At 60.9% G+C, this 17,842-nt stretch carries 21 protein-coding genes; 8 read left to right on the top strand and 13 right to left on the bottom strand.

The window, feature by feature from the left end; all coding sequences use genetic code 11:
- The first annotated feature begins 6 nt into the window (after positions 1-6).
- Positions 7-1,362 (top strand): HlyD family type I secretion periplasmic adaptor subunit, encoded by a 1,356-nt coding sequence (locus PSH73_RS06870; protein WP_170060457.1) that lies wholly within the window; start codon positions 7-9, stop codon positions 1,360-1,362.
- A 102-nt stretch (positions 1,363-1,464) separates the two neighbouring features.
- On the opposite strand, the gene PSH73_RS06865 is transcribed toward PSH73_RS06870, so the two are convergent.
- Both PSH73_RS06865 and PSH73_RS06860 read right to left on the bottom strand, forming a co-directional pair.
- Complete coding sequence (locus PSH73_RS06865) at positions 1,465-2,061, bottom strand: tRNA-uridine aminocarboxypropyltransferase (protein WP_115127630.1); 597 nt, start codon at positions 2,059-2,061, stop codon at positions 1,465-1,467.
- A 2-nt stretch (positions 2,062-2,063) separates the two neighbouring features.
- Positions 2,064-2,957: a LysR family transcriptional regulator gene (locus PSH73_RS06860; RefSeq protein ID WP_057441205.1), complete on the bottom strand. Its 894-nt coding sequence runs from the start codon at positions 2,955-2,957 to the stop codon at positions 2,064-2,066.
- A gap of 176 nt (positions 2,958-3,133) precedes the next feature.
- Between PSH73_RS06860 and speB the strand changes: the two genes are divergently transcribed.
- Together speB and PSH73_RS06850 are read left to right on the top strand one after the other, a co-directional pair.
- Positions 3,134-4,084: an agmatinase gene (gene speB, locus PSH73_RS06855; RefSeq protein WP_120732183.1), complete on the top strand. Its 951-nt coding sequence runs from the start codon at positions 3,134-3,136 to the stop codon at positions 4,082-4,084.
- Positions 4,085-4,137: 53 nt separating this feature from the next.
- Positions 4,138-5,520, top strand: a complete 1,383-nt coding sequence (locus PSH73_RS06850; RefSeq protein WP_305462132.1) for a sodium:solute symporter — start codon at positions 4,138-4,140, stop codon at positions 5,518-5,520.
- A 52-nt stretch (positions 5,521-5,572) separates the two neighbouring features.
- On the opposite strand, the gene PSH73_RS06845 is transcribed toward PSH73_RS06850, so the two are convergent.
- The 4 genes from PSH73_RS06845 to PSH73_RS06830 form a co-directional block, all read right to left on the bottom strand.
- A complete protein-coding gene (locus PSH73_RS06845) occupies positions 5,573-5,953 on the bottom strand; it encodes a hypothetical protein (protein ID WP_178112939.1) in 381 nt (126 codons plus the stop codon).
- Positions 5,950-6,528 carry an N-acetylmuramoyl-L-alanine amidase gene (locus tag PSH73_RS06840; RefSeq protein ID WP_305462130.1) on the bottom strand — a complete coding sequence of 193 codons (579 nt, stop codon included), beginning with the start codon at positions 6,526-6,528 and terminating at the stop codon, positions 5,950-5,952. The genes PSH73_RS06845 and PSH73_RS06840 overlap by 4 nt, the downstream gene beginning before the upstream one ends.
- Positions 6,529-6,809: 281 nt before the next feature.
- Positions 6,810-6,932: a PA1414 family protein gene (locus PSH73_RS06835; protein WP_003210728.1), complete on the bottom strand. Its 123-nt coding sequence runs from the start codon at positions 6,930-6,932 to the stop codon at positions 6,810-6,812.
- Positions 6,933-7,071: 139 nt separating this feature from the next.
- Positions 7,072-7,965, bottom strand: a complete 894-nt coding sequence (locus tag PSH73_RS06830; RefSeq protein WP_057441212.1) for a LysR family transcriptional regulator — start codon at positions 7,963-7,965, stop codon at positions 7,072-7,074.
- Between the two features lie 102 nt (positions 7,966-8,067).
- Between PSH73_RS06830 and PSH73_RS06825 the strand changes: the two genes are divergently transcribed.
- Positions 8,068-9,231, top strand: coding sequence for a YbfB/YjiJ family MFS transporter (locus PSH73_RS06825; RefSeq protein ID WP_305462128.1), 1,164 nt, complete (start codon positions 8,068-8,070; stop codon positions 9,229-9,231).
- On the opposite strand, the gene PSH73_RS06820 is transcribed toward PSH73_RS06825, so the two are convergent.
- Together PSH73_RS06820 and PSH73_RS06815 are read right to left on the bottom strand one after the other, a co-directional pair.
- On the bottom strand, positions 9,221-9,628 hold the full coding sequence (locus tag PSH73_RS06820) for a DUF2177 family protein (protein WP_169960386.1): 408 nt from the start codon (positions 9,626-9,628) through the stop codon (positions 9,221-9,223). The two genes, PSH73_RS06825 and PSH73_RS06820, sit on opposite strands and share 11 nt — an antisense overlap.
- Before the next feature lie 66 nt (positions 9,629-9,694).
- Entirely contained in the window at positions 9,695-10,531 is an 837-nt protein-coding gene (locus tag PSH73_RS06815) for a S1 RNA-binding domain-containing protein (protein WP_029292380.1), read from the bottom strand.
- Between the two features lie 334 nt (positions 10,532-10,865).
- Here PSH73_RS06815 and PSH73_RS06810 point away from each other — a divergent pair, with 334 nt between their 5' ends.
- The 3 genes from PSH73_RS06810 to PSH73_RS06800 all read left to right on the top strand — a co-directional run bounded on the left by PSH73_RS06810 (position 10,866) and on the right by PSH73_RS06800 (position 12,919).
- Positions 10,866-11,045, top strand: coding sequence for a hypothetical protein (locus PSH73_RS06810; RefSeq protein ID WP_007946007.1), 180 nt, complete (start codon positions 10,866-10,868; stop codon positions 11,043-11,045).
- Between the two features lie 218 nt (positions 11,046-11,263).
- Entirely contained in the window at positions 11,264-11,986 is a 723-nt protein-coding gene (locus PSH73_RS06805) for a TorF family putative porin (RefSeq protein WP_305462126.1), read from the top strand.
- Between the two features lie 66 nt (positions 11,987-12,052).
- Positions 12,053-12,919: a DUF6279 family lipoprotein gene (locus PSH73_RS06800; RefSeq protein WP_305462688.1), complete on the top strand. Its 867-nt coding sequence runs from the start codon at positions 12,053-12,055 to the stop codon at positions 12,917-12,919.
- Here the strand turns inward: PSH73_RS06800 and copD are convergent.
- The 5 genes from copD to PSH73_RS06775 form a co-directional block, all read right to left on the bottom strand.
- A complete protein-coding gene (gene copD, locus PSH73_RS06795) occupies positions 12,916-13,815 on the bottom strand; it encodes a copper homeostasis membrane protein CopD (protein WP_305462124.1) in 900 nt (299 codons plus the stop codon). The genes PSH73_RS06800 and copD overlap by 4 nt on opposite strands.
- Positions 13,812-14,186, bottom strand: coding sequence for a copper homeostasis periplasmic binding protein CopC (copC, locus tag PSH73_RS06790; protein ID WP_057958833.1), 375 nt, complete (start codon positions 14,184-14,186; stop codon positions 13,812-13,814). The genes copD and copC overlap by 4 nt, the downstream gene beginning before the upstream one ends.
- A 52-nt stretch (positions 14,187-14,238) precedes the next feature.
- Positions 14,239-15,081 (bottom strand): copper resistance protein B, encoded by an 843-nt coding sequence (locus PSH73_RS06785; RefSeq protein WP_057958832.1) that lies wholly within the window; start codon positions 15,079-15,081, stop codon positions 14,239-14,241.
- Between the two features lie 10 nt (positions 15,082-15,091).
- On the bottom strand, positions 15,092-16,903 hold the full coding sequence (locus PSH73_RS06780; protein ID WP_216312311.1) for a copper resistance system multicopper oxidase: 1,812 nt from the start codon (positions 16,901-16,903) through the stop codon (positions 15,092-15,094).
- A 98-nt stretch (positions 16,904-17,001) separates the two neighbouring features.
- Positions 17,002-17,391, bottom strand: a complete 390-nt coding sequence (locus tag PSH73_RS06775; RefSeq protein ID WP_169989937.1) for a transcriptional regulator — start codon at positions 17,389-17,391, stop codon at positions 17,002-17,004.
- A 155-nt stretch (positions 17,392-17,546) separates the two neighbouring features.
- Between PSH73_RS06775 and PSH73_RS06770 the strand changes: the two genes are divergently transcribed.
- Positions 17,547-17,822, top strand: coding sequence for a hypothetical protein (locus PSH73_RS06770; RefSeq protein WP_057441219.1), 276 nt, complete (start codon positions 17,547-17,549; stop codon positions 17,820-17,822).
- The last annotated feature ends 20 nt before the right edge of the window (positions 17,823-17,842 follow it).

Below are 17,842 nucleotides of genomic sequence, written 5' to 3'. Positions count from 1 at the left end.
CCCACCATGTCAGCCACTCCCGCGCCACCGGGCTACTTCAAGAGCTTTGGCAAAACCGCAGACAGCGAATTCATGCCCGAACTGGCAGGCGCTGCGCTGCAGGACTCGCCGCGCCGTTCACGGATTATCGTGTGGCTGACCGCCGGCCTGATCATCTGCGCCCTGCTGTGGGCCAACTTTGCCGTTCTCGATGAAGTGACCATGGGTGAAGGCAAGGCCATCCCGTCGAGCAAGGTGCAAGTGATCCAGAACCTGGAAGGCGGCATCGTCACCCAGATCTACGTGCGCGAAGGGCAGATGGTGGACAAGGGCGACAAACTGCTGCAACTGGACGACACGCGGTTCCGCTCGAACAAAGGCGAAAGCGAAGTCGACCGGTATGCCCTCACCGCCCAGGTCGAACGCCTGTCGGCCGAGGCCGAGGGGCGGCCGTTCAAATTGTCCGATGAAGTGATCGCCAAGGCCCCGCAAGTGGCCGAAGACGAACGCTCGCTGTTTGAACAACGCCAGCGGCGCTTGAGCAGCGAGCAACGGACCTTGAGTGAACAGTTGCGGCAGAAAACCCAGGAACTGGCGGAGTTTCGCTCCAAACAGGGCCAATTCAGCTCCAGCCTGGCGCTGCTGCAACAAGAGATGAACATGTCGGCCCCTCTGGTGGGCACCGGCGCGGTGTCACCGGTGGAAATCCTGCGCCTCAAACGCAGCGCCGTGGAGATCCGTGGCTCGTTGAACGCCACCACCCTGGCAATCCCCCGTGCGGAATCGGCGATCAATGAGATCAAGAGCAAGATCGACGAATCGGTACAGACCTTCCGCTCGGAGGCGGCCAAGGAACTCAACGAAAAACGCACCGACCTGTCAAAAATCACCGCCACCAGCATCGCCATTGATGACCGCGTCAGCCGCACCACCGTGGTCTCGCCGGTGCATGGGGTGATCAAGCAACTGAAGGTCAACACCATTGGCGGTGTCGTCCAGCCGGGCAGCGACATGGTGGAAATCGTCCCGCTGGAAGACAACCTGCTGATCGAGGCCAAAGTACGGCCTCAGGACGTGGCGTTCTTGCATCCGGGGCAGAAGGCGATGGTCAAGTTCAGTGCCTATGACTACACGATCTACGGCGGGCTGGCGGCGAAACTGGAACTGATCGGCGCCGATACGATTACCGACGACAAGGGCAACAGCTTCTACCTGATCCAGGTGCGCACCGATAAGAACCATCTGGGCGGGGATAAAAAACCGTTGCTGATCATCCCGGGGATGGTGGCAACGGTGGACATTATTACCGGGGAGAAAAGCGTGCTGGATTACTTGCTCAAGCCGGTGTTGAAGGCACGCACGGAGGCGATGCGCGAGCGTTAGCGGTGTTTGGGCAGGCGCCATCGCCGGCAAGCCAGCTCCTACATCGACCGCGTATGTCTTGAGCGGCGCGGTCAATGGGGGAGCTGGACCTGGGTGAACCGGCTAATCACCCCCATGATTGCGCTGAAACACCTCCTCCCCCATCGCTGCAATCTGCCCGTCGATCAACGCCTCAAACGGCCGCAACAACGGATCAAATGACTGCGGCGCCTCCAGCACCTGCAAGGCCTGCACGATCGCCTCCACCGTCGACAACGCCCCCGGCCCCGGTGCCTTGCGCAACCGGTAGCGGGACACTGCGCCCGCCGCCAGCGTCACCCGTGGCAACGCCGCCAGCAGCGGGTTGAGGTGCAGCAACTTGCGCGCCTTGCGCCAGGTACCGTCGGGCACCACCAGCAGCAACGGCTCATCGGATGGGCCATAGGTCTGCAGCGACTGCGCCTCTTCGCCAGGAAACAGCAGCCGTGCCTGATACCCCGGAGGATTGAGCAAGGTCTGCAAGTCTTCAAATACTTCGCCCACTACCAACTGCGCATTCACCAGGCCCAACGCGGCGAGGCGCGCGGTGTTGAGCGCATGGTTGACCTCGCTGGGATGCTGCAACAGCAACACCCGGGTCCGGCTGTGCAGGCTCGGGATCAGCGCGCACAGGCAGTGGGTGGTCGGCCGCAGGCAGCGGGGGCATTGGGGTCTGGACATGTTCAGGCCTGATTGAGCTGTGCTTTGAGTAAATCGCGAAAGGTCTGGATCAACGGCTCGCGGCTGCGCCCACGGCGCATGATCAGCGAAAACGGCGCCTGGTAGCCAAAGGTCGCCGGCAGCAGCACCCGCAAGTCGCCCTTGTCGGCCCAGGCCTGGGCGTAGTGCTCGGGCAAGTAGCCGATGTAGGCGCCGGACAACACCAGGATCAACTGCGCCTCCATACTTTCTACAGTGGCGGCGCTGTGTTTGAAGCCATGGCGCGCCAGTTCCGCCTGGCTCCAGTAACCGCGCCCGACCATGCGTTGCTGGGTAATCACCTGCTCCGGAATGCGTCGCTCGCTGAACAGCGGATGCCGCGAGCTGCAATAGAGCCAGTGTTGTTCGCGGTACAGCGGCATGTAGACCAAGCCGCTCATGCGGTTGGAGAAGGCGCCGATGGCCAGGTCCAGGCGATTGTCCTGCACCCCCAGTTGCAGTTCGTAGGGGCTCATCACCGATAAGTGCAGATGCACCGCCGGGTGCTCAAGGCTGTAGGCGCCGATGACTTCGGCAAATGGCAGGGCCTTGTCGCTGACCGTGGAGTCGAGCACACCCAGTTTGAGCGTGCCGCGCAGTTCGCCCTTGAGCGCCGCCGCGTATTGCTCGAAGCCCTCCAGTTCGCCCAGCAGGCGCAAGGTTTCCTGGTGAAACAACTCGCCCTTGCTGGTCAGGCTGAACCCGCCACGCCCGCGATGGCACAGCACCAGGCCCAACGCGCCTTCCAGTTGGCTCATATAGGTGCTGATGGCCGACGTCGACAGGTTGAGCTCATGCTGGGCATTGGCAAACCCCTGGTGGCGCACGACGCTGACGAAGATGCGCAGCAATTTCAGGTCGGGCAAGGCATTGGCCATGGACGCTCCAGGCAAAAAATCGGCGGACAGGGAACAGGTTTCGCAAACCGGTGGAGTCTACCCCAGGCATTAGTTTAGAAAAATCTGAACTAAGTATTTCCCCACAGCGATTCTTCCGTTGCCGGGCATTTCGCAGAATCGGCCTCTGATAACCACAACAACGATGAGGCACTGCCGTGGACAAGATCTTTCACCAACCACTGGGCGGCAACGAAATGCCGCGCTTTGCCGGCATCGCTACCATGATGCGCCTGCCCCACCTGCAAACCGCCGCCGGCCTGGATGCGGCCTTTGTCGGCGTGCCCCTGGATATCGGCACCTCGCTGCGCGCCGGCACCCGCTTCGGGCCGCGTGAAATCCGCGCTGAGTCGGTGATGATCCGCCCCTACAACATGGCCACCGGCGCTGCGCCGTTCGACTCGCTGTCGGTGGCCGACATCGGCGACGTGGCGATCAACACCTTTAACCTGCTGGACGCCGTGCGCATTATCGAAGAAGCCTACGATGAGATCCTCGGCCATAACGTAATCCCGCTGACCCTGGGCGGCGACCACACCATCACCCTGCCGATCCTGCGGGCGATCCACAAGAAGCACGGCAAGGTCGGGCTGGTGCATATCGATGCCCACGCCGACGTCAACGACCATATGTTCGGCGAGAAAATCGCCCACGGCACCACCTTCCGCCGGGCCGTCGAAGAGGGCCTGCTCGATTGCGACCGTGTGGTGCAAATCGGCCTGCGCGCCCAGGGCTATACCGCCGAAGACTTCAATTGGAGCCGCAAACAGGGGTTCCGCGTGGTCCAGGCCGAAGAATGCTGGCACCACTCCCTCGCGCCGTTGATGGCCGAAGTCCGGGAAAAGGTCGGCGGCGGCCCGGTGTACCTGAGTTTCGACATCGACGGCATCGACCCGGCCTGGGCGCCCGGCACCGGCACCCCGGAAATCGGCGGGCTGACCACCATCCAGGCGATCGAGATCATCCGGGGCTGCCAGGGCCTGGACCTGATTGGTTGTGATCTGGTGGAGGTTTCGCCGCCCTACGACACCACCGGCAACACCTCGTTGCTGGGCGCCAACCTGCTGTACGAAATGCTCTGCGTGCTGCCTGGAGTCACGCACCGTTGATGTAGCGCGTCACCTGATTAGTCCATAAAAACAATAACTGGAGAGGCGCCACCATGGCTCTGGATCTATTCGTCGTACTTATCTACGCCGCCGGCATGCTCGTGCTCGGCTATTTCGGCATGCGCCGGGCCAAGACCCATGAAGATTACCTGGTCGCCGGGCGCAACCTGGGGCCGACCCTGTACATGGGCACCATGGCCGCGACGGTGCTGGGCGGCGCGTCCACGGTGGGCAGCGTGCGCCTGGGTTATGTGCATGGTATTTCCGGGTTCTGGCTCTGCGCGGCGCTGGGCACGGGGATCATTGCGCTGAACCTGTTTCTCGCCAAACCCTTGCTCAAGCTGAAAATCTTCACCGTGACCCAGGTCCTGGAGCAGCGCTACAACCCCACGGCCCGCCAGGCCAGCGGGCTGATCATGCTGGCCTATGCGCTGATGCTGGCGGTGACCTCGATCCTGGGGATCGGCACCGTATTGCAAGTGATGTTTGACCTGCCGTTCTGGGCCGCCATCCTGCTGGGTGGTGGCGTGGTGCTGGTGTATTCGACCATTGGCGGCATGTGGTCGCTGACGCTAACCGATATCGTGCAGTTTGTGATCAAGACCGTCGGCCTGATGTTTATCCTGCTGCCGATCTGCCTGTACCGCGTAGGCGGCTGGGATGAACTGGTGGCCAAACTGCCGGCGGCCAGTTTCAGCTTCACCAGCATCGGCTGGGACACCATCATCACCTACTTCATGATCTACTTTTTCGGCATCCTGATCGGCCAGGACATCTGGCAACGGGTGTTTACCGCCCGTGACGCAAAAGTCGCCCAGTACGCAGGAACCTTCGCCGGCTTCTACTGCATCCTCTACGGCCTGGCCTGCGCCCTGATCGGCATGGCCGCCCATGTGCTGATCCCGGACCTGGACAACGTCAACAACGCCTTCGCCGCCATCGTCAAACTGTCGTTGCCCGATGGCCTGCGCGGCCTGGTGATCGCGGCGGCCCTGGCGGCGATGATGTCCACCGCCAGCGCCGGCCTGCTCGCCGCGTCCACCGTGCTGACCGAAGACCTGCTGCCGCGCCTGCGCGGCGGCAAGCAGTCGAGCCTGAACATCAACCGCCTGTTCACCCTGCTGACTGGGGTGGCCGTGCTGGGTATCGCCTTGATAGTCACCGACGTGATCAGCGCACTGACCCTGGCCTATAACCTGCTGGTCGGCGGCATGCTGATCCCATTGATCGGGGCGATTTACTGGAAACGCGCTACGACGGCGGGCGCGATCAGCGCCATGGCATTGGGGTTTGTCACGTCACTGGTGTTTATGGTCAAGGATGGTTTGGAGGCAAACACGCCGATCTATTACAGCCTGGGCGTGAGTGTGGTGAGTTTTGTGCTGGTGAGTCTGCTGTCGCGTCGGCCAGAGGTGGCGACGGCCGACGCTGCCTGAGTGAAGCTGGCTTGAGCGGGTGCGATGTCGGTTGTCGCACCCACCCTCTTATTTACTGTTCAGGTCTTTCAAACAGATCACCACATTCGTCACAGGCAAAGTACTGCTCTTTCGCCGAACACCAGATGACCCCAGTAGCTCCCGCCCTAACCTGCCATGTGCAGATGTGCCCGTTGTACTTCAGGTTGCCCTCCAGATAACAAGGGGCCCACTCGTAACGGTCATGCAGGGTGCGGCTATCAATCTTCGAGGCGCGCTGGAAAAACGCCTGCACACGATTTGGATCAAGGGGCACATCAGAAGGCCGGCAACTCTCAGGTTCTTGGGATTGGAAGCTGGAGACAACAATGCCTTCAAGGTCGGGCGTGTGCCGATCCGTACATCCCGCAAGAACGAGTAATGCGCCTATCGGCCATGCTTTGATCGGCATCATTCCCACACCGCACTACTGGCTTCACCCGGGTTTTTATAGGATATCTGCGGGTGCCTGTAGACATCACCCGAGGACAGGTTGAAATGAACATATAACTCGTTGACGAGCCATTGAAGGGATTGGTTCTGCAAGGGGGTAACGGACTCATACCGCGAGGTATCCAAGTGTTTGCCCACCAATTCGATGCCAATAGAGTCGGAGTTCACAGGATAGCGTTCAGGATAGCTTTTTGCTCGCTCATGTGCGTCCAACGCCTTGATCTGCGCAGTCCATGATAACGCTTGAATACGGGCCATCTGGACGCTGTCACACGATTTTTTATCAATCGCCAGGCACTTCGAGCGTATGAGCTTTCCAACGTGGTAGCAGCGCTTTTTCAAGCTGGCCGTCTGGTAAACAAAGCCATTTTTATCAATCAGAAAGTGCGCACCACTGCCTTTTGCAAGGTAGCCGTTGAACGTATGTTGCGCAGTAGGTGCATCCGTCTGGTGGACAACTAAAGCATGTATACCGTCCAGATCCCCATGCTCAATCGCGTAAAACCGACGCAGTATCACCTTGGCGGAAACCAGCATTCCATCACTGTTAACACACGACATAGCCCTGTCTTCCTTCCTTGAAGAGAGCAGGAATATAAAGCGTCCAAACACGGAAGTGGTCGAGGGAGCAGACAAAAAGAAACGTCCGACCAGAATACTTCCAGGGTCAGACAAGGTGAGCGCAACTTAATTTAGGAGTCCGGACTTCGACTGGTACAAAGCAATCGCATACAACCGCACGCCCAATCTACTGTGCTTCAGGGACAGTGTGACAAGTGATCGCGCCCAAACACCAATGTCTGAGCGCTTTTCCGGACTTACCTGCGACGCGGGCGGCGCTGTTCGTCATCGGTGCGGATTGGCACCGGTTGCAGCGGTGGCTCGATCAAGCCGAGTGCGACGCCGAGGTCGTGCAGCCAGTTTTGCAGTTTTTCTTTCATGGTGCCCCCTTTGAGGGTAGTGCCGAGCAGCTGGAATTCTGTGGCTGCTTCCTACAGATAGTAGTACTAAGTCCCACGTAATGCTTGCCTGAAACCGCAACGAACCATTACTGAATTGATACAAATCCTGACGGGGCGGTCAGGCAATCGCCCGGGACTCTTGTACAGGCCGCGTCTTGCCCTCTTGCTGCAGGTCAATCCATGCATTGAGATTAGCCCCGAGCATGCCTTTGCGCCACATCAGCCAGGTGGTGGCATGGGCAAATGGCTCGGCCAGGGGGTGGATCGACACACTGTCCTTGCCGGGCAGGCTGTCGAGCATCGACTCGGACATCAACGCAACCCCGGAACCGGCAATCACACATGCAAGCATGCCTTGATAGGACTCGATCTCGATGGCGCGACCCATGGCCACACGGTCGTGGGAAAACCACGCCTCCAGGCGCGCCCGATAGGAACAACTGCGTCGGAAGGTGAACACCGCGCGCCCGGCCACATCCTGCGGGCCGCGTACCGGTGGGTGGTCCGCCTCGCAGATCAGCAGCAGGCGCTCCTCACACAGCGGTACGCCGTCCAGGGTCGCCAGGGTCAACGGGCCATCCACCAGCGCCGCATCCAGGCGCCCGGTGATCAGGCCTTCGAGCAGTTCACCACTGGGCGCCGACTGCACTTGCAGGTTCACCATGGGGTAAGCCTTGTGATATTGCGCCAGCAGTTTCGGCAAATGGATCGCGGCGGTGCTGTACATGCTGCCCAGCACAAAATCCCCGGCCGGTTGGCCACCCTGCACGGCACCGTGCGCTTCATCATGCAGGGCCAAAAGGCGCGTGCTGTAGTCGAGCAGCACCTTGCCGGCAGGCGACAGTTGCAGGCGCTGGCGCTCGCGCACGAACAGCTCGACGCCCAGTTGCTCTTCCATTTGCTTGAGGCGGGTCGAGAGGTTCGATGGCACCCGGTGCAGACGCTCTGCAGCACGGGTGATGGAGCCCTCTTCGGCCACGGCCTGGAAAATACGCAGTTGGCTGAACTCCACGACCTTTCTCCTAAACTGAACAAGTTACTCAGTATTATTCATTTTTACTGAACACTAATCCACCTTAGCCTGAGGTCATCGCTTCTTCCTGGAATTTGGCCCATGTCTCCCCTGATTCGTTTATTCGCCAGTTTTATCGCCCTGATGATGGCCATGGGCATTGGCCGCTTTGCCCTCACCCCGCAGATGCCGCACTTGCTCAGCGAAGGGCAAATCGACCTGACCGCCGCCGGGCTGATTGCCGCGGCCAACTACCTGGGCTATTTCGTGGGGGCCGTGGACTCGATGTTCGCGCGCAGTCATCACCACATACGCGGACGGTTGCTCGGCGGGTTGTGGTTGTGTGTGCTGCTGACCCTGGCGTCGTTCTGGGCCAACGGCTTCTGGTCGCACCTGTTGCTGCGCTTCGGCACGGGTGTGGCCAGCGCCTGGGTGCTGGTGATGATTACCGGCCTGAGCCAGCCGCTGGCGATTGCCGCAGGGCGCCCGCGGCTGGGGGCACTGGTGTTTGCCGGGCCTGGACTGGGGATCCTGCTGACGGGATTGTTGGCACTGGCCTCCAACCTGTTGGGCGAGGATTCGGCAACGCTGTGGCTGGTGTACGGCGTGGTCGCCCTGGTCATGTTGCTGGTGATCCTGCCGTTCCTGCCCAAGCCGGACAGGGGGGCGCCGCAAAGCAGCGCCCCTGCCGGGCGCAACGGCAGCATCGCGCATCTGGGCTGGATTTACCTGCTGTATGGCCTGGGCTACATCATTCCGGCCACCTTCCTGTCGCAAATGGCCAGCGCGCAGTTCAAGGGCGCCTGGCAGGCAGACCTGTTCTGGCCATGCTTTGGCTTGGCGGCGGCCCTGGGCGTGTTGCTGGTCAGTCTGCGCAAGCCCAACCCCGACACCACACGCTACTGGTTGATGGCAACCCTGGGGATGCAAGCGATTGGCGTCTTCGCCTGCCTGTGGGGCAATGGCGTGGGATTGGTGCTGGGTGTATTGCTCTGTGGGCTGCCATTTCTGGCCTGCATGCAATTGGTGATGCAACGTTCGCGGGAAGTTGCGCCCCACGGCGCACAACGGAGCACCGGCCTGCTGACGGCATGTTTTGCCCTGGGCCAGTTAAGTGGCCCGCTGCTGGCGTCGTTGAGCAACCATTTTAGCGGCGGCTTGCAGCCGGCACTGACGTTAGCCGGCAGCGGCTTGATACTGGCCGGAGCGCTACTGCTACGCCCCGCCCAGGTAAAGGTTGATTGCCGGGCGCCGGTCAGCCGCTGACGCGCCGCGCAGCCCAGTATCCCAGCGAGCAGCAGGCCGCGGTGAGAAAGGTGCCCCACGCCATGTCCATCACTGCCAGCCCCGCAGACCAGCCTTGCAAGGTCGCCCAGTTGCTCAGGTCGTAGGTGCCATAGGCGACCAACCCAAGCAAGGCACCGAGGCGGGCAGCCCGTTGCCAGCCGCCACTGGCCAGCGCCGGCAACACTACAAAGGCCACGCAGCCGAACACATAAAGGCCGTAGAACAGCGCCGCCGGGAGCAATCGCGGTTGCTCAAGCATCAGCGGCCCGAGCAGGCCCTTGTAGGTCGGCCCCATCAATACCCCAAGCCAGAGGCCATCGAGCACTAAAAAAGCCAACAACGTACCGAGGTAAGCAAACACGACTTTTTTGCTCATGGCGATGACCCACTGCAGGAGCCGGCTGACCGGCGATAGCGACGCCTACACAAGAGCAGGTTGCAATCAGCTTAGTTCAATACGATCAGCGTGAATTACGATCTGCCCCTGCTTGTACAGCGCACCAATGGCCTTCTTGAAGTTGCCCTTGCTCACGCCAAACAAGTTGCTGATCACGGTCGGGTCACTCTTGTCGCTGACCGGCAGGCTGCCGTTGTTTTCACGCAACTTGGCGAGGATCTTCGAGTTCAGGCTGGACGCCGCTTGCTCGCCGACCGGCTGCAGGCTCAGGCTGATATTGCCGTCGGCGCGGATTTCCTTGATGAAGCCCTTCTCTTCCTTGCCCGGACGCAGGAACTTGAACACTTCGTTCTTGTGGATCAGGCCCCAGTGCTTGTTATTGATGATTGCCTTGAAGCCCATATCAGTGGCTTCGGCAACCAGCAAGTCGACTTCCTGGCCCACGGTGTAGTTGGCCGGCGTCTTGTCCAGGTAACGGTCCAGGCGCGCGGTGGCGGTGATGCGCTTGGTGTGTTTGTCGAGGTAGACGTGCACCACACAGTATTCACCGGCGGTCAGCTGGCGTTTTTCTTCGGAATACGGCAGCAGCAGGTCCTTGGGCAGGCCCCAGTCGAGGAACACCCCGATGCTGTTGACTTCAACCACTTTCAGGCTGGCGAACTCGCCCACCTGCACTTTTGGTTTTTCAGTGGTCGCGATAAGTTTGTCATCGCTGTCCAGATAAATAAAAACGTTAAGCCAGTCTTCATCTTCACTGGGAATATCTTTGGGAATATAACGATTGGGCAAGAGGATTTCGCCCTCTTGTTCACCGTCCAGATACAAACCAAAGTTAGTGTGTTTAACCACTTGCAAACTGTTGTAGCGCCCGACTAAAGCCATTTCCAATACCCTCATTGCGTGGGCGGCATTCTACCCGAGTTGAAGGCGGCGGTCCCGTGTCCAGGCGCGCAACCCTGAAAAATCGCGGGTTTGCCGGGCACTTGCCGACAATTGCCCCGCTCGTCAGGTCAAGCTGCCGCCGTGCAGCAATGGCCAGGTGCTATTTTTACCCACGGTTTCTATTTAAAACAGCGAGTTAGGGCCTTCGACCAAAGACCAACTTCGGGCTTCTATAATAGCGCAGCTTATTCCTGGGAGATATTTACCAAGCAATTGTCAAGCATTTCATGTACGATGCCTGGCCAAGTTAATTTTCTACAGGTTAGTGGCCGCCATGCGCGTAAAAGCATCCAACAGCAAAGCAAAGCCAGCTCCCGCCGTTGAAACCAGCGAATCGATCAACAACCAAATCGCCGCGTTCCTCAAGTCCGGTGGCGAAATCCAGCAGATCGCCAAGGGCGTGAGCGGCCAGACATTCGGCCCGTCCAAGCAGATCACCCTGGGTAAGAAGTAAGCGCGCAAGCCGCCTACGCAGCCCACCTGGTCCCTAAGCGCCTTGCCTATCAAGGCGCTAGGACTAGAGCCAGCAACATCCCCCCGACACACATTCAACCACGCCAATCGACGAACGGGTCTCAATACCTGACTTTCGCCGGTATGCTTGCACACGTCTAGAACGGGCATTTGCCCGATTTCTCCCGTTACTGCTCCTCGCTTTTCATGGAGTGAAGCGTGCTCAAACCCTGTATTTTTCTGGTCAGCGCCCTGCTTGCCAGCCCCCTCGCCGAAGCGCAGGTTTTCCAGCGCGAACTGGGCGACTTCGACCTGAAACTGGGCACCACGCCCGGCCGCAGCATGGCCCAGGGCCTGGTCAAACCCACCACACCGGGCAGCAGCTCGTTTCACGGCGGCCTCGACCTGAGCCACGCCAGCGGCCTGTACTTCGGCCAGTTCTCTCCGAGCATGGGCCTGTCGCCCGCGAGCAAACTGGAAGTCGATTCCTACATGGGCTTCAAGCGCCCGTTCGACCAGACCCTGGGCTATGAACTGGGGATGATTCACTACAGCTACCCCAAGCTGAGCCCCCTCGACAGCCAGGAGTTCTACGGCGGCCTGAACCTGCTGGGCAATCGGTTTGGTGTGTCACTGGGCAACGACCCCGACCGCCGCGACAGCACCCTGTTTGCCGACCTGGGCGGCACCCAGCCGTTTGGCATTGGCGTGAGCATGAAGTACACCACTCATCAGTTGGGCGCCCCGGCCTCGGTGGAGGGCGGCTCTATCCGCAGTTTCAGCGACTGGTCGGTGAAATTTTCCCGACCGTGGATGGGCATGGACCTGGACCTGATCTACAGCGACTCCAACCTCAACGGCAGCGACTGCTCGGCCTACTCCGGACACAATTCGCAATGTGATGGCCTGTTGACCCTAAAGGCCGAGCGGTCGTTTTATTGATGGGCTGAACTGTCACGCCCCCGGCGGGTTCAGATGAACATCCCTGGTCTGCGCAAGGACTCGCCCATGCTGCGTCGGTTAAGAATCCTGGCTGCTTTACTGGTCCTGAGCGCCCTGCTTGCCGGCTGCAACCGCGTGGGCCTGGCCTATCGCAATCTCGACGTGATCATCCCCTGGACCCTCAACGACTACCTGGACATGAACGCCGGGCAGAAAAGCTGGTTCAACGACACGCTCAAGGAACACCTGGCCTGGCACTGCACCACCCAATTACCTGGCTACCTGGACTGGCTCGACCGCCTGCAGCAGATGGTCGACAGCCACCAGGTCAGTGACGCCGCCCTGCAAGCCCACTCCCTTGAAGCCAAGCAAGCAATCGCCGACGTCGCCCGGCAAATCACCCCATCAGCCATCGAGTTGCTGCGCGGGCTGGATGAGCAGCAAGTACGCGAGATGGATGCCGCGCTGACCAAGGACCTGGGCAAACGCCAGGACGAATACCTCAAGCCGCCCCTGGAGCAACAGATCAAGGAGCGTAGCGAGCGCATGAGCAAGCGCCTGGATGCCTGGCTAGGCCCACTGAGCGCCAGCCAGCAAGAGCGTGTGCTGGCCTGGTCCACTGCCCTCGGCGCGCAGAACCAGCAATGGATCGGCAACCGCGCCCATTGGCAGGCGCAGTTCATCGCCGCAGTCAATCAACGAGCCAGCAGCGACTTCCCACGCAAGATGGAGCAGTTGCTGGTGGACCGTGAAAGCCTGTGGACCGCGGACTATCGCCAAGCCTATGCCCAGACCGAAGCCGCAGCCCGCAGTCTGCTGGTGGACGTGATGGCCGAAAGCACGGTGCAGCAACGCCAGAAGCTGGTGCAGAGAATCGCTAAAGTGCGCAGCGATTTCCAGGCACTCAAGTGCCTCAAGGACAGCCCGGCCTAGTCGGACGACATCGGGCCCAATGTCCCCAGCCCTGCCACCAACCCCAGGATCAGCAGCACCGCGCCAAACTCCAGGCTCAAACTGCGGCGCAGGGCACGACAGGCCATTGCCTGCTCGCCGGTCTCCACCGCCCGCAGCAGAAGCGGGCTCAGATGGAAGCGGTTGAGTGCCGCCATAGCCAACATCACCCCAAACAACGCCAGTTTCAGGCTGAATAAAATGCCGTAGGTACTCTGGATAATCCCGTCCAGCTTCGCCCCGACCACCAACAGGTAATTCACCACGCCAGTGACTATCAACACCGCCACCAGCACCGCGCCGACCACCTCAAAGCCGGTCAGCGCCCTGGCCAGGATCCTCACTGGCGCAATGTCCTGCGTGTTCCCAGGCAGCAACAGCAGCCCAAACGCCGCCAATGCCCCGAACCAGGCGCCGGCCGCCAACAGGTGTGCGCTGTCGGCCATCAAGTGCCAGGCGCGCAGCGCCCCGTCACTCATCGCGCCGTGACCGGCCCAGGCCAGTGTCGCCAGCCATAGACTGCCGGTGGGCCATGCCGCACCGGCCATAACAGCCAGCACCGCGAACCACAACGCCCCGATACGCAGTATCCAGGTCAAGCCCAGCTCGGTCTGCCACAGCATCATCTGCACATGCGGCCCAAGGGCCTGCCACGCTTGCTCGCCGCTCATGGCCCGCGTCATCACCAGCAACGAAGCCATTGAAAGCAGCACGCCCAGGATGGCAGTGCCGGCCAGCCAGCCCCTGATATTCAAGACCACACCGGACACTCGTTCCGACGCCTTCAAGCCATACAGAGCAAACAACCCCAAGCCAAACAGCAGCATCAGGTCCAGGTACAACGCAAACCGTAAGGCGATACCCAGTAAGTCACTCATGGCTGGACGCTGAACACCAGATTACCGGTGATGGGATGGGTATCCGACGACACCGCACGCCAGTCCACCCTGTAGGTCCCGACCGGCAGCGGCGCCGTGGGCTTGATCAGCATCACCTTGGGATCACTGCCGCCCGACACGCTGGCCTTGACCGGCATGGGTGAATGGGCCATGCCGGGCATCGCGGTCATGATCAGTTTGGCCCCGGAGAACTGCGTTATCAGGTTCTCCGAAAAATGCAGCTCGATGGTTGCGGGGGCAGCGCCCTTGGCGCCATCGGCTGGCGATGAAGACAACAACGTCGGATGTGCCAATACCGGCACACTCATCAACAGTCCAGCACACAGCGCAACCGCTTTAAACACAGACATGCAAGGCTCCTGGCCGCTCATGACGGCAGGTTATTAGTAAAGTGGTGTTCCATCAGAACCACAGGCGTACACCCAAGACCCAGCGCACCTCGTTGCGGTCCTCGCCCTCATCCCTGGCGTATTCGGCCGTCTGGCCATAGGCGCGATTCCAGGTCACGCCGACATAAGGGGCAAACTCGCGGCGGATTTCGTAACGCAGCCGCACCCCGAGTTCGGTGTCTGCCAGGCCGGAACCAATCCCGCGCCCGGGGTCGTTTTTCCCATAGAAGTTGGCCTCGGCGGTGGGCTGCAAGACCAGCTGGTTGGTCAGCAAAATGTCGTAGTCACCTTCCAGGCGCGCGGCGCTCTGGCCGCCGTCGCCGACAAACAGCGTGGCCTCGGCTTCAAAGTTGTACAGGACCATGCCTTGCAGGCCGAAGGCCGCCCACGTCTGACTGTCGCCTGGCTTGAAGTCCTGGCGCATACCGGCCACCACATCCCACCAGGGGCTGATAGCGTGCCCCCATAACGCCTGGACCTCGGCCTTTTCGGTCTTGCCCTTGGCGCGCTCGCCCTCGGTGCGTAACCACAGGCGATCAATATCGCCGCCCACCCAGCCGTTGACATCCCACCCCAGGGCATTGCCATCGTCGGAGCCCTGCCATTCCAACTGATTGATGACAAACAACGAGTTGAGACCGCTGTCATGCACCTTGTGCCCACCCGGTGCGTTGTAGACCGCTGCACGGTCTGCGTCGGTCAACACCGGGATCGGCGTGCGACTGTGGCTGGTGGCCGCCGGCTTGGCGGGCGCCATGCCCTGCATCTGGCTGTGATCCATGGTTTGGGCAGTGGCCAGCGCCACCGGTGCGCAGGTGGCGATCAGCAGTGCAACAGGTCGAAATAAAGGGTTCATGGTCGGCTCCTCACTCTTGCACCCGGACTTCACGGAACATGCCCATTTCCATGTGGTACAGCAGATGGCAGTGGAAGGCCCATCGCCCCAGGGCATCGGCCGTCACCCGGTAGCTGCGACGCGAGCCCGGCGGCATGTCGATCGTATGTTTGCGCACCATGAACTGGCCGTTTTCGTCTTCCAGGTCGCTCCACATGCCATGCAGATGGATGGGGTGGGTCATCATGGTGTCGTTGACCAGCACCAGCCGCACGCGCTCGCCATAGGTCAGCCGCAGCGGCTCGGCATCGGAGAACTTCACCCCGTCGAAGGACCAGACGAACTTCTCCATATGCCCGGTCAGGTGCAACTCGATGGTGCGGCCGGGTTCGCGGCCATCGGGGTCGGCAAAGGTGCTGCGCAAGTCGGCATAGGTCAGGACCTTGCGTCCGTTGTTTCGCAGGCCAATCCCCGGGTCGTCGAGCTTGGGCGAGGTGCTCATCGCCTGCATGTCCACCAGCGGGTTGTTGCTTTCGCTGGCCGGATGGCTTTGCATCGACATCCCCGCCATCGCGCTGTGTTCCATGCCGGGCATCGCACTGTGGTCCATGCCTGCCATGCTCTGCCCATCCATGCCGGACATGCCTTGCATCACCCCGCCGTCCATCCCGGCCATCTGTCCATGGTCCATGTCCGGCATATCGCCCATGGCGCCGTGGTCCATGCCGCCCATCCCCACATCGTCCATGGTCAACCAGGGACGCGGGGCCAGCGCTGGAACCGGCGCCAGTAATCCCGGCTGGCGGCTGAGGGTGCCGCGTGCATAGCCGGTACGGTCCATGGCTTGGGCAAACAGGGTGTAGGCCGCCTCGCTTGGCTCGACGATCACGTCATACGTCTCGGCCACGGCGATGCGCAACTCGTCCACGCTGACCGGTTTTACCGGCTGGCCGTCGGCAGCCACCACCGTCATCTTCAGGCCTGGAATACGCACATCGAAGTAGGTCATGGCCGAGCCGTTGATAAAGCGCAGGCGGATTTTCTCACCGGCGCGAAACAGCCCGGTCCAGTTTTGCGCTGGGACCTGGCCGTTCATCAAATAGGTGTAGGTCGTGCCGCTGACGTCCGCCAGATCCGTGGGGTTCATCTTCATTTTCGCCCACATCAGGCGGTCGGCGGCAGTAGCCGACCAGCCCTTGTCGGCCACATCCTTGATGAAGTCGCCCACGGTGGGCTTATGCAGGTTGTAGTAATCGGACTGTTTCTTCAGGGTTTTCATCAGGGCGGCGGGATCTTCGTCGGTCCAGTCGCTGAACATCACCACGTAGTCACGCTGGTAAGTGAAGGGTTCGGGCTCCCTGGGGTCGATCACCAGCGGGCCGTAGACCCCTTGTTGCTCCTGGAGCCCGGAGTGGCTGTGATACCAGTAGGTGCCGTGCTGGTTGACCTTGAACTGGTAGACATACACCCCGCCCGGCTCGATCCCCTTGAAACTCAGGCCCGGCACGCCATCCATATTTGCCGGCAGGATAATCCCGTGCCAGTGGATCGACGTCGGCTGCGCCAGGCGATTGTGCACGCGCAAGGTTACGGTATCGCCTTCACGCCAGCGCAGCAGCGGGCCTGGCAGGCTGCCGTTGATCGTCAGCGCGGTGCGCACGTGGCCGGTGAAATTGACCGCAGTCTGGCCGATAGACAGCTCGAACTCGCTGCCCGCCAGCACACCCGGCTGCCCGGTGCTGGCCAGGGCCCAGACCGGTGGCCGCCACAGGCCTGCGCCGCCCAGCAGGCCGGCCGCAGCCAAGCCTTTGACGAAGGTTCGTCGAGAAGTGTTGGAGTGCATGCCGATACCGTTCCCGTCAATTGAATGACTGCAGAGTAGGGATCGGCGCCTGTCAGTTGGCTTAGCGCCAGATTACCAATTTGACAGTTTGCGCGTGCTCAGGCGATCTGTGCCTTGGAGGCCACCATCTCGAACGTCGCCGGGTCCAGCGCGTCGGCCTGCTCGTCGAGCACTTGGCGCGGGTGATCGTTACCCGGGATGGCGCTGTCGATCAATGCCAGCAGCTGCGCGCCCAAGGGCGTCAAAATGAAATTCTCGCCGTTGCCGCCCTCGCCTTCAGGCCGGGACTCGATAAAGCCGCGCTTGAACAACAGCGCTTCGTAATCGGCGGCGGTCTTTTTCAACGCATCCAGATCGCCAGTGAACTCGCCGGCCGTGGCCTTATCGGCCGCTTCCTGTTCGGCATATTTGCGCGGGGCAAAGCTGCCCTCGCCGTTCTGTACTTCATGCAACAGACGTTCGATCAGATCCCAATTGTAAGTGCTCATCCTGAATCCTCCTGCAGGCACACCGACTGGGTGCCTTCAAAAGTTGTGACCTGTGGCGGCTGCGGGCGTTCAGCCGGGTAGACGGGCGTGATTGCACTGAACTTTTCACAGGCCAGCCCCCTCAACCGGGTATCACCGCCAAGGAGGTCTACCCCATGAAAACCCTGATGCAACTGGCTGTCGCCGCCGCCCTGTTGAGCGCCCTGCCCGCCTGGGCCTGTACCCCGGAAGAAGCCACGGAAAAACGCGAACAACTGGCCAAGGAAGTCAGCACCCTCACCCAGCAGAACCCGACCAAGGCCAAGGAAATCAACGACGAGCTGCAGCAGATGGACCTGGACACCGAAAGTGCGAAATTTCCCGACAAGTGCCAGTTGATCGAGGCGCGACTCAAGGAGTTGAAGGAAGCGGCGGCCAAGGCGAAAAACTGAGGGCATAAAAAAACCGGACA

Origin of the sequence: Pseudomonas sp. FP2294, assembly GCF_030687625.1 — a bacterium.
GTDB lineage: Bacteria > Pseudomonadota > Gammaproteobacteria > Pseudomonadales > Pseudomonadaceae > Aquipseudomonas > Aquipseudomonas shahriarae.
This window is presented reverse-complemented; position numbering and strand designations above follow the sequence as displayed.

Bases quoted from the DNA above. Each gene is read 5' to 3' on its own strand.
- PSH73_RS06820 (WP_169960386.1), bottom strand. From the start codon at position 9,628: ATGAGCAAAAAAGTCGTGTTTGCTTACCTCGGTACGTTGTTGGCTTTT.
- PSH73_RS06825 (WP_305462128.1), top strand. From the start codon at position 8,068: ATGTCTCCCCTGATTCGTTTATTCGCCAGTTTTATCGCCCTGATGATG.
- copD (WP_305462124.1), bottom strand. From the start codon at position 13,815: ATGAGTGACTTACTGGGTATCGCCTTACGGTTTGCGTTGTACCTGGAC.
- PSH73_RS06775 (WP_169989937.1), bottom strand. From the start codon at position 17,391: ATGAGCACTTACAATTGGGATCTGATCGAACGTCTGTTGCATGAAGTA.
- copC (WP_057958833.1), bottom strand. From the start codon at position 14,186: ATGTCTGTGTTTAAAGCGGTTGCGCTGTGTGCTGGACTGTTGATGAGT.
- PSH73_RS06850 (WP_305462132.1), top strand. From the start codon at position 4,138: ATGGCTCTGGATCTATTCGTCGTACTTATCTACGCCGCCGGCATGCTC.
- PSH73_RS06860 (WP_057441205.1), bottom strand. From the start codon at position 2,957: ATGGCCAATGCCTTGCCCGACCTGAAATTGCTGCGCATCTTCGTCAGC.
- PSH73_RS06800 (WP_305462688.1), top strand. From the start codon at position 12,053: ATGCTGCGTCGGTTAAGAATCCTGGCTGCTTTACTGGTCCTGAGCGCC.
- PSH73_RS06840 (WP_305462130.1), bottom strand. From the start codon at position 6,528: ATGCTGGTTTCCGCCAAGGTGATACTGCGTCGGTTTTACGCGATTGAG.
- PSH73_RS06785 (WP_057958832.1), bottom strand. From the start codon at position 15,081: ATGAACCCTTTATTTCGACCTGTTGCACTGCTGATCGCCACCTGCGCA.
- PSH73_RS06835 (WP_003210728.1), bottom strand. From the start codon at position 6,932: ATGAAAGAAAAACTGCAAAACTGGCTGCACGACCTCGGCGTCGCACTC.
- PSH73_RS06815 (WP_029292380.1), bottom strand. From the start codon at position 10,531: ATGGCTTTAGTCGGGCGCTACAACAGTTTGCAAGTGGTTAAACACACT.
- PSH73_RS06845 (WP_178112939.1), bottom strand. From the start codon at position 5,953: ATGATGCCGATCAAAGCATGGCCGATAGGCGCATTACTCGTTCTTGCG.
- PSH73_RS06870 (WP_170060457.1), top strand. From the start codon at position 7: ATGTCAGCCACTCCCGCGCCACCGGGCTACTTCAAGAGCTTTGGCAAA.
- PSH73_RS06810 (WP_007946007.1), top strand. From the start codon at position 10,866: ATGCGCGTAAAAGCATCCAACAGCAAAGCAAAGCCAGCTCCCGCCGTT.
- PSH73_RS06780 (WP_216312311.1), bottom strand. From the start codon at position 16,903: ATGCACTCCAACACTTCTCGACGAACCTTCGTCAAAGGCTTGGCTGCG.
- PSH73_RS06770 (WP_057441219.1), top strand. From the start codon at position 17,547: ATGAAAACCCTGATGCAACTGGCTGTCGCCGCCGCCCTGTTGAGCGCC.
- PSH73_RS06865 (WP_115127630.1), bottom strand. From the start codon at position 2,061: ATGTCCAGACCCCAATGCCCCCGCTGCCTGCGGCCGACCACCCACTGC.